This is a genomic window from Rhodanobacter caeni (assembly GCF_039523575.1).
GTDB lineage: Bacteria > Pseudomonadota > Gammaproteobacteria > Xanthomonadales > Rhodanobacteraceae > Rhodanobacter > Rhodanobacter caeni.
The window spans coordinates 470,378-483,573 of the sequence record NZ_BAAAFO010000002.1 but is presented as its reverse complement, the minus strand read 5'-3'; the positions used below and the strand labels follow the sequence as shown (position 1 = coordinate 483,573).

The window sequence follows — 13,196 nt, the reverse complement described above, 5'->3', positions numbered from 1 at the left end:
TCGACCAAAGAAAAACCCCCACCGTTTCCGGTGAGGGTTGTTCGGGATAAAGCCCCTGGCGGTGACCTACTCTTGCATGGGCGAGCCACACTACCATCGGCGCATGCGCGTTTCACTTCTGAGTTCGGGATGGGATCAGGTGGTACCACGCCGCTATGGCCGCCAGGGAAGGGGTTGAAGCAGCGCAGATTGCGCCCGCTTCAGTCTGGGAGCAAAGCCCTTCTGAAGAGTCCGCCATGGAGGACGGCTTTTGCTCTTCGCGAAAAGGACTTCGCGTCAAATAAGACATAAACGAGTGACAAGCGTCGAGATCGATCGAACGATTCGGCAAATGCTTCGGGGCGATCGCTCTTTCGAGGAGTCCGGCCAGGGATGGCTGGGCTTTCGCAGAGGGATCTGCACGTGAAGCGTCTTGGGGTTATATGGTCAAGCCGCACGGCTCATTAGTATCCGTTAGCTTCATGCATTGCTGCACTTCCACACCGGACCTATCAACCACCTGGTCTTGATGGTGCCTTAAGGAGAGTCAAGCTCTCGGGAGATCTCATCTTGGGGCGTGCTTCCCGCTTAGATGCTTTCAGCGGTTATCACTTCCGTTCATAGCTACCGGGCAATGCCATGGGCATGACAACCCGAACACCAGCGGAACGTCCACTCCGGTCCTCTCGTACTAGGAGCAGCCCCCCTCAAATCTCCAACGCCCACGACAGATAGGGACCGAACTGTCTCACGACGTTCTGAACCCAGCTCGCGTACCACTTTAAATGGCGAACAGCCATACCCTTGGGACCGGCTACAGCCCCAGGATGTGATGAGCCGACATCGAGGTGCCAAACACCGCCGTCGATATGAACTCTTGGGCGGTATCAGCCTGTTATCCCCGGAGTACCTTTTATCCGTTGAGCGATGGCCCTTCCATACAGAACCACCGGATCACTAAGACCTACTTTCGTACCTGCTTGATCCGTCGATCTTGCAGTCAAGCACGCTTATGCCTTTGCACACAGTGCGCGATGTCCGACCGCGCTGAGCGTACCTTCGTGCTCCTCCGTTACGCTTTGGGAGGAGACCGCCCCAGTCAAACTACCCACCATACACGGTCCCTGGTCCGGATTACGGATCGAGGTTAGAACGTCAAGCACTTCAGGGTGGTATTTCAAGGATGGCTCCACCGAAACTGGCGTCTCGGTTTCGTAGCCTCCCACCTATCCTACACAGAAGAACTCAACGTTCAGTGTAAAGCTATAGTAAAGGTTCACGGGGTCTTTCCGTCTTGCCGCGGGAACGCTGCATCTTCACAGCGAATTCAATTTCACTGAGTCTCGGGTGGAGACAGCGCCGCTGTCGTTACGCCATTCGTGCAGGTCGGAACTTACCCGACAAGGAATTTCGCTACCTTAGGACCGTTATAGTTACGGCCGCCGTTTACTGGGGCTTCGATCAAGAGCTTCGCCTTGCGGCTGACCCCATCAATTAACCTTCCAGCACCGGGCAGGCGTCACACCCTATACGTCCACTTTCGTGTTTGCAGAGTGCTGTGTTTTTGATAAACAGTCGCAGCGGCCAGGTTACTGCGACCCCTCTCAGCTCAGCTACGCACGTAGCCACCAAAAGGGGCGCACCTTCTCCCGAAGTTACGGTGCCATTTTGCCTAGTTCCTTCACCCGAGTTCTCTCAAGCGCCTTGGGATTCTCACCCTGCCTACCAGTGTCGGTTTACGGTACGGTTTTTCTCAAGCTGAAGCTTAGTGGCTTTTCCTGGAAGCGTGGTATCAGTCACTTCGTCCAAAGAGGACTCGTCTCGGTGCTCGGCATAAAGCATCCCGGATTTGCCTAAGATGCATGCCTACCGCCTTTCCCCGGGACAACCAACGCCCGGTAGACCTAACCTTCTCCGTCCCCACATCGCACTTGAGAAAAGTGCTGGAATATTAACCAGCTTCCCATCGACTACGCATTTCTGCCTCGCCTTAGGGGCCGACTCACCCTGCGCCGATGAACGTTGCGCGAGGAAACCTTGGGCTTTCGGCGTGGGGGCTTTTCACCCCCATTATCGTTACTCATGTCAGCATTCGCACTTCCGATACCTCCAGCATGCCTTACGACACACCTTCACAGGCTTACGGAACGCTCCTCTACCGCGTACAGTCGAAACTGCACACCCCGAGCTTCGGTGTCTAGCTTAGCCCCGTTAAATCTTCCGCGCAGACCGACTCGACCAGTGAGCTATTACGCTTTCTTTAAAGGATGGCTGCTTCTAAGCCAACCTCCTGGCTGTCTATGCCTTTCCACATCGTTTTCCACTTAGCTAGAACTTGGGGACCTTAGCTGCGGGTCTGGGTTGTTTCCCTTTTCACGACGGACGTTAGCACCCGCCGTGTGTCTCCCGGATAGTCTGTCCTGGTATTCGGAGTTTGCCATGGTTTGGTAAGTCGCGATGACCCCCTAGCCATAACAGTGCTCTACCCCCAGGAAGATTCGTCCGAGGCGCTACCTAAATAGCTTTCGAGGAGAACCAGCTATCTCCGAGTTTGTTTAGCCTTTCACTCCTATCCTCAGCTCATCCCCATCTATTGCAACAGATGTGGGTTCGGTCCTCCAGTGCGTGTTACCGCACCTTCAACCTGGCCAAGGATAGATCACTCGGTTTCGGGTCTACTGCCAGAGACTATGCGCCCTATTCAGACTCGGTTTCCCTTCGCCTCCCCTATACGGTTAAGCTTGCCACTGACAGTAAGTCGCTGACCCATTATACAAAAGGTACGCAGTCACCCTTGCGGGCTTCCACTGCTTGTACGTATACGGTTTCAGGGTCTATTTCACTCCCCTCTCCGGGGTTCTTTTCGCCTTTCCCTCACGGTACTAGTTCGCTATCGGTCAGTCAGGAGTATTTAGCCTTGGAGGATGGTCCCCCCATGTTCAGACAAGGTTTCACGTGCCCCGCCTTACTCAATTTCATATCAAGTGCCCTTTCGTCGACTGGGCTATCACCATCTATGGCCGGGCTTTCCATCCCGTTTGACTAGAACACAAGATACTTTTGGGCTAGTCCCCGTTCGCTCGTCGCTACTGAGGGAATCTCGGTTGATTTCTTTTCCTCCGGGTACTTAGATATTTCAGTTCCCCGGGTTCGCCCCGTACACCTATGGATTCAGTGCACGGTACCGCCTAAGCGGTGGGTTTCCCCATTCGGACATTGCCGGATCAAAGCTTGTTGCCAGCTCCCCGACACTTTTCGCAGGCTGCCACGTCCTTCATCGCCTCTGACTGCCAAGGCATCCACCGTATACGCTTAGTCGCTTGACCATATAACCCCAAGTCGCCTCGGGGCATGCACCCTCATCAGGTGCAGCCAAGTTACTTCGTTTCGTGCCTTAACACTTGCCTCGGTTCGATTGAACCAAGACGCTTGTCACTCGTTTACGTGTTTTCAAAGAACATCGTGCCGGCCTCAATGCCGGTCGATTTCAAAATCTTTTGTGTGCTGATACTTCACGCGTCCGATCGAACCTTGGTGGAGCCTGTCGGGATCGAACCGACGACCCCCTGCTTGCAAAGCAGGTGCTCTCCCAGCTGAGCTAAGGCCCCAAGGAAACCTTGGCATAATGGTGGGTCTGGGTGGACTCGAACCACCGGCCTCACCCTTATCAGGGGTGCGCTCTAACCACCTGAGCTACAGACCCAGAGATTGAACCCCCAGAACCTCACCAGGCTGGCTGGCATTCGGTTCGAAGCGGCTGTTCCCGAAGAGTCCGCACACGGATGTGCGGTTTTGCTCTTCGCGAAACGGACTTCGCGTAAAGTACAGGTGTCTTGTGTGGACGTCTTGCGTGATGACTCACGCCGTCGTTTCTTGAAAGGAGGTGATCCAGCCGCACCTTCCGATACGGCTACCTTGTTACGACTTCACCCCAGTCATGGACCACTCCGTGGGCGTCGTCCTCCTTGCGGTTAGACTAACGCCTTCTGGAGCAACCCACTCCCATGGTGTGACGGGCGGTGTGTACAAGGCCCGGGAACGTATTCACCGCGGCATAGCTGATCCGCGATTACTAGCGATTCCGACTTCATGGAGTCGAGTTGCAGACTCCAATCCGGACTGGGATCGGCTTTCTGGGATTGGCTCCACCTCGCGGTATCGCAACCCTCTGTACCGACCATTGTAGTACGTGTGTAGCCCTGGCCGTAAGGGCCATGATGACTTGACGTCATCCCCACCTTCCTCCGGTTTGTCACCGGCAGTCTCCTTAGAGTTCCCACCATTACGTGCTGGCAACTAAGGACAAGGGTTGCGCTCGTTGCGGGACTTAACCCAACATCTCACGACACGAGCTGACGACAGCCATGCAGCACCTGTGTTCCGATTCCCGAAGGCACTCCCGCATCTCTGCAGGATTCCGGACATGTCAAGGCCAGGTAAGGTTCTTCGCGTTGCATCGAATTAAACCACATACTCCACCGCTTGTGCGGGCCCCCGTCAATTCCTTTGAGTTTCAGTCTTGCGACCGTACTCCCCAGGCGGCGAACTTAACGCGTTAGCTTCGACACTGATCTCCGAGTTGAGACCAACATCCAGTTCGCATCGTTTAGGGCGTGGACTACCAGGGTATCTAATCCTGTTTGCTCCCCACGCTTTCGTGCTTCAGCGTCAGTGTTGTCCCAGATGGCCGCCTTCGCCACTGATGTTCCTCCCGATCTCTACGCATTTCACCGCTACACCGGGAATTCCACCATCCTCTGACACACTCTAGCTATCCAGTATCCACCGCCATTCCCAGGTTGAGCCCGGGGATTTCACGGCAGACTTAAATAACCGCCTACGCACCCTTTACGCCCAGTAATTCCGATTAACGCTTGCACCCTTCGTATTACCGCGGCTGCTGGCACGAAGTTAGCCGGTGCTTATTCCTCAGGTACCGTCAGCCCCACAAGGTATTAGCCCGTGGTATTTCGTTCCTGATAAAAGTGCTTTACAACCCGAGGGCCTTCTTCACACACGCGGCATTGCTGGATCAGGCTTTCGCCCATTGTCCAATATTCCCCACTGCTGCCTCCCGTAGGAGTCTGGGCCGTGTCTCAGTCCCAGTGTGGCTGATCATCCTCTCAGACCAGCTAGCGATCGTCGCCTTGGTAGGCCATTACCCTACCAACTAGCTAATCGCACATCGGTCCGTCCAACCGCGCGAGGCCCGAAGGTCCCCCGCTTTCTCCCGTAGGACGTATGCGGTATTAGTCCCGGTTTCCCGAGGTTATCCCCCACGTCTGGGTAGGTCCCGATGCTTTACTCACCCGTCCGCCACTCGCCACCCAGGGAGCAAGCTCCCCTGTGCTGCCGTTCGACTTGCATGTGTTAGGCATGCCGCCAGCGTTCAATCTGAGCCAGGATCAAACTCTTCACTTAAGTTTTCGATCATCCGAAGACAATCTATCTTTCTGAAGCGTCTTTCCCAACCGAAAAAACTCATTACTGACTTTCTTTGGTGGGACGCTTGCATTGCTTGGACAGGTCGCAACCCATCAGCACAAGACGTCCACACAATTCACCTGCGCACACTGTCAAAGATCGTTCGCCTGGCACCGGCTTTTCCCGGTACCGCCCCAAGACGTTTCGTCCTAGGTGAGCCGCCCATTCTACATCGCTTTTCCTGTCCGTCAACACCCTCGTTGAAGCTTTTTTCGAGGTCCCGGCGGTCCGTCTTGCGACGTTGGGCGACTGCGGGCTGCGAATAATACGGCCCGTAAATTATTTGGCAAGCGTTTCTTCAGAGAAATTTCACGGAGATTCCGCAAGCGCTTGTGGAAGCGACGAATTTTTCTGGTCGGTGCGTGCTCGTACGTGCCGGATGCAAAGCGGGGCGATCAACCGGCGACCAGTCGTACGCGGGCGAAGTTGCGCTTGCCGACCTGCAGCACGCCCTCGAAACCTGCGACGAACACTCGCTGCGCGTCCTCGACGATTTCGGCATCGATGCGCACGGCGCGTTCCTTCAACTTGCGGCTGGCTTCGGAGTTGCTCGCGGTCAACCCGGCCGCGGTGAGCAGCGCGGCCAGGCGCAGGCCCTCGGCGGGTACCGCGATGTCGGCCTGCGGCAGCAGGGAGGTATCGCCTTCGCCCCGCACCACCGCATGCCAGCCTGCAATGGCCTGTTCTGCCGCCGCCGCGCTGTGGAAACGCGTGGTCAGTTCGCGGGCCAGGCGCAACTTGGCATCGCGCGGATTGAGTGCGCCGCTGGCGATATCGCGCTTCATTTGCGCCAGCTCGTCCAACGACACGTCGAAGCTCAGCAGCTCGAACCACCGCCACATCAGTTCGTCACCGATCTTCATGGTCTTGGTGACCATGTCGATCGCCGGCTCGTCGATGCCGATGTAGTTGCCCAGCGACTTGGACATCTTGTTGACCCCGTCGAGACCTTCGAGCAGGGGCATGGTGAGGACGATCTGTGGTGGCTGGCCGTGGTGCTCCTGCAGCGCGCGCCCCATCAGCAGGTTGAACTTCTGGTCGGTGCCGCCCAGCTCGACGTCGGCCTTCAGCGCCACCGAGTCGTAGCCCTGCACCAGCGGATAGAGGAATTCATGTATGGCGATCGGTTGCTGCGCGGCGTAGCGCTTGGTGAAATCGTCGCGCTCCAGCATGCGGGCCACCGTGTGCTGCGCGGCGAGCTTGATCATGTCGGCGGCGGACATCTGGCCGAACCATTCGGAATTGAAGCGCAGCTCGGTCTTCTCGCGATCGAGAACCTTGTAGACCTGCTCGGCGTAGGTCTCGGCGTTGGCCAGCACGTCTTCGCGGGTCAGCGGCTTGCGGGTGACGTTCTTGCCGGTGGGGTCGCCGATCATGCCGGTGAAGTCGCCGATCAGGAAGATCACCTGATGGCCCAGGTCCTGAAACTGCCGCATCTTGTTCAACAGCACGGTATGGCCCAGATGCAGGTCCGGCGCCGTGGGGTCGAAGCCGGCCTTGATCCGCAGGGGGCGCCCGCTCTTGAGTCTTTCGGCCAGATCCTCCCGCTTGATGATTTCGTCCGCACCACGCGCAATCGTGGCCAGCGCCTGCTCCAGCTCGCTCATGTATTCCTCTCTGATGGATCGTGGATGCACGCCGCAGCCGTGATCGACTGTGCTGCTCGCGTTAATTGTGCGTTAACCAGAAATATCGCGCAAACCCTTGATGGGAAAGGCGTTGACGCCATTTACACGTGGCCGCTATGGTACGCGCAGTTTGTTACTTTGTACCGCGGGGCGTAGGGCATGGCAGAAGACAGCAAGGGGGCGCGGCTGGCGCGCAGGCAAGCGATTTGCCGAAAGGCGCAGTGGCGGCATTCCCACTTCTACGAGCGCTGTTCGCATTGGTCGTTCAACCGCAGCGGTGAGATCGAACCGATTTCGTGGCACCGGGAGCGCTGGGTACTGGCGGGCACGGCCATGCTGATCACCCTGCTTTCCGGCTTCATCATGCCCGCCTGGGCCAGCGCGATGCGTCCCTCGCCGCTGCCCGAGGTCCACGCGCTGCTGCCGCTTGCCGTACCCGAGATCACCTCGCCCATCGCGGTACCGGAACACGACAACTGGGAATCGGTTCGCGTACGGCCGGGGCAGACCTTGTCGGACATCTTCACCGACCGCGGCCTCAGCATGAGCGACCTGCAGGCGGTGATGGACGCGGCTGGCGGCGCCAGCAGCGCCCTGCACAGCATCCGGCCAGGTCAGGAATTCGAGTTTCTGCAGGACAAGGATGGCAGCCTGGACGGCTTCCGCTTCGAGAAGGATACGGCCAGCCTGGCCACCATCCGGCTCGATGGCGTGCAGCCCACGCTGGCCATCCAGAAGCGCGACATGGATGTGCGCGAACAGGTGGCCCACGGCGTGATCAACAGCAGCCTCTATGCAGCGGCGGGCCAGGCCGGCATGGATGCGGCGATGGTCGGCAAGCTCGCCGACCTGTTCAAGTACGACATCGATTTCGTGCAGGACCTGCGCGCGGGCGACCGCTTCACCGTGATCTACGATGACGTGTACCGCGACGGCCAGCGCTATGGCCACGGCGACATCATCGCTGCCGAATTCGTCAACCAGGGCAAGCGCTATACCGCCTATCGGTTCAAGAAGGCCAATGGCGAGTTCGGCTGGTTCAGCGAGGACGGCCGGCCGATCGAGAAATCCTTCCTGCGCATTCCGGTGGATTTCACCCGCATCTCCTCCAAGTTCACCACCGCACGCATGCACCCCATCCTTGGCCGCATGCGCGCGCACAAGGGCGTGGACTATGCCGCGCCCAGCGGCACGCCGATCCATGCCGCCGGCGATGGCGTGATCAAGTACCACGGCTGGGAGCGCGGCTACGGCAACTTCGTGGTGGTCCAGCACAGCAAGACCATCAGCACGGCGTATGGCCACATGTCCCGTTTCGTGAAGGGCCAGCACGTGGGCGAACATGTGCGCCAGGGCGAAGTGATCGGCTACGTCGGCATGACCGGGCTGGCCACCGGCCCGCATCTTCATTACGAATTCCGCGTCAACGGCGTGCAGCGCAATCCGCAAACCGTGACCCTGCCGCAGCCCCAGCCGCTGCCGGCCGCGCAGCTGGCCAAGTTCAAGGCACAAGTCGTCAAGCCCCAGTTGGCGCGCCTGGAGGCGCTCGATTCGCGCATGCGACTGGCGCGCAACGACAAGCCCACCCGCAACGCCGACAGCTGACCTGCGACGCCCCATGGATAGCGAGGAGGCCCTTTACCTGGGCCTGATTTCGGGTACCAGCGCCGACGGCATCGATGCGGTGCTGGTCCGCTTTCCGGAAGGCAAGCCGCAGCTGCAGGCGGCACACAACCATCCGTGGCCCGCGGACTTGCGCACGCAGATTCTGGCGATCGCACAGGGCAACGAACCGCTTGACCTCGATGCGTTTGGACGTCTGGACGTCCGAATCGGGCACTGTTTTGCCGACGCCGCACTGGCACTGCTGCAAGGCAGCGACACGGCGGCGAGCGAGGTGCGGGCGATCGGATCGCACGGCCAGACCCTGCGGCACCGGCCATCGGGTGACTACCCTTTCACGCTGCAACTGGGCGACCCCACCGTCATTGCCGAACGTTGCGGCATCGATGTGGTGGCCGACTTTCGCCGCGCCGACATCGCTGCCGGTGGCCAGGGCGCGCCCTTGCTGCCGGCGGTGCACGCGATGCTGCTGGGGCGTCCCGGACACGCCCGGGTGGTGCTGAATCTGGGCGGGATCGCCAACATCACCGTGCTTGCTGCCGACGGCAGCGTTTTCGGCTTCGATACCGGCCCCGCCAACGGGCTGATGGATGCCTGGTGCCAGCGCCACCGTGGCGAAGCGTATGACCGCGACGGCGCGCTCGCCGCCAGCGGCAGGGTCGACCCGGTCTTGCTGCGGGCGTTGCTGGACGATCCCTATTTCGCGCTGGCCCCACCCAAGAGCACCGGGCGCGAGCATTTCCACCTGGCGTGGCTGGCCGGTCATCCGCAGCTGGTGGCGCTCGATGCCGCCGACGTGCAGGCGACGCTGCTGGAACTGTCCGCACGCAGCGTGGCCGAAGCGATCGACCGTCACGCCCCTGCCGCCGGCGAAGTGCTCGTTTGCGGTGGCGGCGTGCACAACGGCGCCTTGATGCGTCGACTGGGCGAGTTGCTGGCGCCGCGCGCGCTGGTCAGCACTGCCCGCGACGGCGTCGATCCGGATTACCTGGAAGCGACCGCCTTTGCCTGGCTGGCGCGTCAGCGCCTGCTGGGGCTGGCCGGCAACCTGCCGGCGGTGACCGGCGCGCGCGGCCCGCGCATTTTGGGTGCGTTGCACGCCGCGCCCATCGGCAACGCGCCAGCCCGTTAGCATAGGCCCATGACCAACACGGCCTCGCGCAGCTCCCCGGGCATGCTTGCCTCGCTCAAACCCTATCTGGAGCCCGCGCCGATCGGCGCATTGCTGCTGGGCATCTCCTCCGGGTTTCCGTACGCCATGATCGGCGCCACCCTGACCACGCGGCTGGCGCAGGACGGCATCGACAAACGCAGCGTGACCGCCTTTTCGCTGGCGTTCCTGGTCTACAACCTGAAGTTCCTGTGGGCGCCGGCGGTGGACCGGGTGCGCCTGCCCTTGCTCGGCCGGTATGGCCAACGGCGCTCGTGGCTGTGGCTGGCGGCGCTGGCGGTGGCCGCATCGGTGGTCTTTCTGGGCGCGGCCAACCCGCAGGCCAGTCTCGAAACGGTGGCGCTGGCCGCCGTGCTGGTGGGCGTGGCAGGCGCCACGTTCGATATCGTGATCGACGCGTACCGGATCGAGATCCTACAGCCGCGGCAATTGGGCGTCGGCTCGGGCATGTCGCAGTACGGCTGGCGCATCGGCTCGGTGAGCGCCGGTGCCGTCGCGCTGCTGGTGGCGGCGTCATCGGGCTGGACGCTGGCGTATACGCTGTGCGCGCTGCTGGTGCTGCCGGCCACGTTCGTGGGGTTCTGGCTGGGCGAGCCGGCCCGCCATCGCGATCCCGTACCGATGAAGGGCCTGGGCGCGGCGCTGTCGTCGGTGGTGGGGCCGTTGTCGGAATTCTTCCGCCGCAGCGGCGCCTGGCTGGTGCTGCTGTTCGTGCTGATCCACAAGATCGGCGACACGCTGGCCAACCTCACCGTGCGATTGCTGCTGCAGGACCTGCATTTCAGCAACCAGGAGATCGCCACCTACGACGTGGGTTTCGGCTTCATTGCGTATCTGGCGGGCATCTTCATCGGCGGCGTGCTGTACGTGCGGCTGGGGATGAAACGCGCGGTGCTGCTGAGCCTGGTGCTGATGGCCGTGTCCAACCTGTCGTTTGCCGCACTGGCGCACATGGGCCACAACAACGACATGCTGGCGTTCACCATCGGCTTCGAGAACGCCGCCAGCGGCATCGGCGGCGTGGCCGTGGTGGCGTACCTGTCGGCGCTGTGCAACCTGTCCTACACCGCATCGCAATACGCGCTGCTCTCCGCCGCCGCGTCCGTCGTGGGCCGGCTGGTGACCGGCACCACCGCCGGCGGCCTGATCCAGAGCATGGGCTACGTGGATTTCTACCTGATGACGACGGTGGTGGCGCTGCCGGGCGTGGCGCTGTTCGGCTGGATGATGCACCGTGGCCTGGTCGACCGCGCCATCGCCGAAGTGGACGTGCGCGCCGCGGCCTGAGTGCTCAATCGGCGTAGTCGACGATATACGGCGCGTGGTCGGAGAAGCGCTGGTCGCGGTAGATCGAGCAGTCCAGCAGGCGCTCGCGCAGCGATGGCGTGCATACCTGGTAGTCGATGCGCCAACCCACGTTGTTGGCCCGCGCCTGGCCGCGGTTGGACCACCAGGTGTATTCCACCGCATCGGGCCGGATCGAGCGGAAACTGTCCACCCAGCCGCGCTGCAGGAACAGCAGATCCAGCCAGGCGCGCTCCTGCGGCAGGCAGCCGGAGTTCTTCTGGTTGGACGTCCAGTTCTTGATGTCGTTCTTCGTGTGCACGATGTTCCAGTCGCCGCAGATCACGTAGTCGCGGCCGCTGGCCAGCCACGTATCGAAGATCGGCGTGATCCACTCCATCGCCTGGAACTTGAATTGCTGGCGCTCCTCGCCGGAGGAGCCGGAGGGGAAATACAGCGACACCACCGACAGGTTGCCGAACCGCGCCTCGATGTAGCGGCCCTCGTTGTCGAATTCATCCCAGCCCAGCGAGGTCAGCACCTGGTCGGGCTCGCGCCGGGCGTAGATCGCCACGCCGCTGTAGCCCTTCTTGCTGCGGGCGTCGTGGTAGAAACAATGATGGCCGTCCGGGCGGAACATCGGGTCGGTCAGTTGATGCTCCTGCGCCTTGGTCTCCTGCAGGCACACCACATCGGCGTTCTGGTCACGCAGCCATTCGAACACGCCCTTGCTGGCGGCCGAGCGGATACCGTTGGCGTTGAGGCTGATGATGCGCATGGGACCTCCCGAAAGTGACCGCTGATCATAGCAATCGCAGCGCCGCCGAAACGCTGCGCGTGGTGCCGGTGCAGCCGCCGCTGCATCGCGCGCTGCTGCGCCTGCGTGTGCGGCCGGCGCAGCGTGATCGCGTGGGGGCCATGGCCGACCTGCTGGCGGACGTGACGCAATGTCCGGGCTGCGAACCGATGGCGATCATGTGCGGCGACGCGCCCATCGGTTACTACCGCATCGATCCCGGCGCGCGCAGCGTGACCGGCCGCGATTTCGCGCAACCGGCTCGCGGTCTGCGCTCGCTGTTCGTGGATGAGCACTGGCAAGGCTGCGGCATCGGCACGCGCGCGCTCGCCCTGCTGCTGGCGGATCTTGCCGTGCGCCATCCCTCCACGAGGCTGCTGGTGCTCACCGTCGACGACGACAACGCGGCTGCCCTGCGGATGTACCGCCGCGCCGGCTTCGTGGAGGACGGCGCGCGTTACCATGGCGGCCGTTGCGGGTCGCAGCGGTTGTTGCTGCGCGCCCTCCCCTGACCCTCTGCCGCGAGACCGCCCGTGCACGACTACCAGCGCGACTTCATCGAACTCACCCTGGCGCGCGAGGTGCTGCGCTTTGGCGAATTCACCCTGAAATCCGGCCGCCTCAGCCCGTACTTCTTCAACATGGGGCGGATCGATTCCGGCGCCGCGCTGGCCCAGCTCGGCCGCGCCTACGCCGATGCGCTGGTGAATTCGGGCTTGCAGGTGGACATGTTGTTCGGCCCCGCCTACAAGGGCATCGCGCTGGCCGCCGCCACCGCGATCGCGCTGGCCGACCGGCATCAGCGCGACCTGCCCTGGGCCTACAACCGCAAGGAGGAGAAAGACCACGGCGAGGGCGGCACCCTGGTGGGCGCGCCGCTGAAAGGCCGCGTGCTGATCGTGGACGACGTGATGACCGCCGGCACCGCCGTGCGCGAATCGCTGGCATTGATCCAGGCGCACGGCGCCACGCCGGCCGGCGTGCTGATCGCGCTGGACCGGCAGGAGCGCGGCCAGGGCGATCGGTCGGCTGCGCAGGAAGTCGCCGCCGACCACGGCATCCCGGTGATCGCGATCACCAGCCTGGACGACGTGCTCGCCTATGCGGGCGAGAAGCCGCAGTTGGCCGCCGAGCACGACCGCCTGCTGAGCTATCGCGAACGCTACGGCGTGGCGCCGTAGCCCTCGGTTCACGCAAGCGCCCGGCGAGACGGCAAAACCATCCTTTCGTG

7 protein-coding genes, 2 tRNA genes and 3 rRNA genes are annotated in these 13,196 nt (G+C 61.7%); 5 read left to right on the top strand and 7 right to left on the bottom strand.

All coding sequences use genetic code 11. The features are described from left to right. Positions 1-53: 53 nt before the first annotated feature. The 6 genes from rrf to tyrS form a co-directional block, all read right to left on the bottom strand. Positions 54-167, bottom strand: a 5S ribosomal RNA gene (rrf, locus tag ABD017_RS06655). 255 nt (positions 168-422) lie between these two features. Beyond that, positions 423-3,305: ribosomal RNA gene (locus ABD017_RS06650) — 23S ribosomal RNA — on the bottom strand. Positions 3,306-3,511: 206 nt separating this feature from the next. Next, positions 3,512-3,587, bottom strand: a tRNA-Ala gene (locus tag ABD017_RS06645). Between the two features lie 18 nt (positions 3,588-3,605). Further along, positions 3,606-3,682: transfer RNA gene (locus ABD017_RS06640), tRNA-Ile, on the bottom strand. A 173-nt stretch (positions 3,683-3,855) separates the two neighbouring features. Further along, positions 3,856-5,400: ribosomal RNA gene (locus ABD017_RS06635) — 16S ribosomal RNA — on the bottom strand. Together the 16S, 23S and 5S rRNA genes with 2 tRNA genes alongside form the textbook arrangement of a ribosomal RNA operon. A gap of 458 nt (positions 5,401-5,858) precedes the next feature. Continuing rightward, positions 5,859-7,070: a tyrosine--tRNA ligase gene (tyrS, locus tag ABD017_RS06630; RefSeq protein WP_343881418.1), complete on the bottom strand. Its 1,212-nt coding sequence runs from the start codon at positions 7,068-7,070 to the stop codon at positions 5,859-5,861. Between the two features lie 180 nt (positions 7,071-7,250). Here tyrS and ABD017_RS06625 point away from each other — a divergent pair, with 180 nt between their 5' ends. From ABD017_RS06625 to ABD017_RS06615, 3 genes are read left to right on the top strand one after another with little or no spacing between them, the layout of a single operon-like run. After that, positions 7,251-8,696: an OapA family protein gene (locus tag ABD017_RS06625; protein WP_343881416.1), complete on the top strand. Its 1,446-nt coding sequence runs from the start codon at positions 7,251-7,253 to the stop codon at positions 8,694-8,696. Between the two features lie 13 nt (positions 8,697-8,709). Continuing rightward, positions 8,710-9,846: an anhydro-N-acetylmuramic acid kinase gene (locus ABD017_RS06620; protein WP_343881414.1), complete on the top strand. Its 1,137-nt coding sequence runs from the start codon at positions 8,710-8,712 to the stop codon at positions 9,844-9,846. Positions 9,847-9,855: 9 nt separating this feature from the next. After that, entirely contained in the window at positions 9,856-11,172 is a 1,317-nt protein-coding gene (locus tag ABD017_RS06615; RefSeq protein ID WP_343881412.1) for an AmpG family muropeptide MFS transporter, read from the top strand. Between the two features lie 4 nt (positions 11,173-11,176). Here ABD017_RS06615 and ABD017_RS06610 read toward each other — a convergent pair whose 3' ends face one another. Further along, positions 11,177-11,947: an exodeoxyribonuclease III gene (locus ABD017_RS06610; RefSeq protein ID WP_343881410.1), complete on the bottom strand. Its 771-nt coding sequence runs from the start codon at positions 11,945-11,947 to the stop codon at positions 11,177-11,179. A 14-nt stretch (positions 11,948-11,961) separates the two neighbouring features. Here ABD017_RS06610 and ABD017_RS06605 point away from each other — a divergent pair, with 14 nt between their 5' ends. Then, entirely contained in the window at positions 11,962-12,477 is a 516-nt protein-coding gene (locus ABD017_RS06605) for a GNAT family N-acetyltransferase (RefSeq protein WP_343881409.1), read from the top strand. A gap of 21 nt (positions 12,478-12,498) precedes the next feature. Further along, positions 12,499-13,146 carry an orotate phosphoribosyltransferase gene (pyrE, locus tag ABD017_RS06600; RefSeq protein WP_343881407.1) on the top strand — a complete coding sequence of 216 codons (648 nt, stop codon included), beginning with the start codon at positions 12,499-12,501 and terminating at the stop codon, positions 13,144-13,146. Positions 13,147-13,196: the final 50 nt, after the last annotated feature.

Coding starts and splice junctions, on each gene's coding strand:
- ABD017_RS06625 (WP_343881416.1), top strand. CDS start 7,251: ATGGCAGAAGACAGCAAGGGGGCGCGGCTGGCGCGCAGGCAAGCGATT.
- tyrS (WP_343881418.1), bottom strand. CDS start 7,070: ATGAGCGAGCTGGAGCAGGCGCTGGCCACGATTGCGCGTGGTGCGGAC.
- ABD017_RS06620 (WP_343881414.1), top strand. CDS start 8,710: ATGGATAGCGAGGAGGCCCTTTACCTGGGCCTGATTTCGGGTACCAGC.
- ABD017_RS06615 (WP_343881412.1), top strand. CDS start 9,856: ATGACCAACACGGCCTCGCGCAGCTCCCCGGGCATGCTTGCCTCGCTC.
- ABD017_RS06610 (WP_343881410.1), bottom strand. CDS start 11,947: ATGCGCATCATCAGCCTCAACGCCAACGGTATCCGCTCGGCCGCCAGC.